Source organism: Roseibacillus ishigakijimensis (assembly GCF_016595415.1).
GTDB lineage: Bacteria > Verrucomicrobiota > Verrucomicrobiia > Verrucomicrobiales > Akkermansiaceae > Roseibacillus > Roseibacillus ishigakijimensis.
In genome coordinates this window covers 1-724 of record NZ_JAENIO010000125.1, presented here as the reverse complement: position 1 = coordinate 724, position 724 = coordinate 1, and the positions used below count along the sequence as shown (strand labels likewise).

General features: G+C 57.7%; 2 protein-coding genes. One reads left to right on the top strand and one right to left on the bottom strand.

Annotated features, from left to right (window positions below; all coding sequences use genetic code 11):
• The first annotated feature begins 45 nt into the window (after positions 1-45).
• Positions 46-246 carry a hypothetical protein gene (locus tag JIN78_RS16855; protein WP_200393164.1) on the top strand — a complete coding sequence of 67 codons (201 nt, stop codon included), beginning with the start codon at positions 46-48 and terminating at the stop codon, positions 244-246.
• A gap of 273 nt (positions 247-519) precedes the next feature.
• On the opposite strand, the gene JIN78_RS17425 is transcribed toward JIN78_RS16855, so the two are convergent.
• A partial coding sequence (locus JIN78_RS17425) for an FtsB/FtsL family cell division protein (RefSeq protein ID WP_234038068.1) occupies positions 520-724 on the bottom strand: 205 nt, incomplete at its 5' end.

Here is a 724-nt window from a genome sequence, read left to right as displayed (position 1 = left end):
GCTGGGATCTTGCCACACCAATAACCATTCTCGCCGCTGCCTCCCATGATCACGAAAGCAGCCGCAGCATCGTCCACCCCCGAAACGGCGATGCATCACGCCCTGCTTTCCATCCGCCCGCCCATGCGCCACACCGCCGCCTTCAGCCGTTCGGCCACGGCCACCCCACGCCCCAACGGGGCATCCCATACCAGCCCAGGGCAAGGCCCTGGGATGGTCGCCCAGCCCTCGTCCCAGCAAGGTTGAGATCTCGCCGCACCAATAACCATTCTCGCAGCTGCCTCCCATGATCACGAAAGCAGCCGCAGCTTCGTCCACCCACGATACGCCGGTGCACCATGCCTTTCCTGACGATTTTTTCCAACGTCACGCCCCCGCTTCCTTCCCGAGCCCGAACGGGTTATCCCATACCCGCCCAGGGCACCGCTCTGGGACCAGAACTTGGGCTTTTGACATTATTGACGGCGAGAAAAAGTTTCTTTCCTCGGAAGAGCGAGAAAAGTCGGGTGTGTAACATTCTCAGGTAAAACATGTTTTGTTTCCTGTGCTTCGAAGAAAGGTCGGCGGGAAAGCAATGATCTGAACTCTGAGATCGATGATCTGAGCTGTGAGATCGATGATCTGAGCCGTGAGATCGACGATCTGAGCTCTGAGATCGACGATCTGAGCTCTGAGATCGACGATCTGAGCTCTGAGATCGACGATCTGAGCTCTGAGATCGACG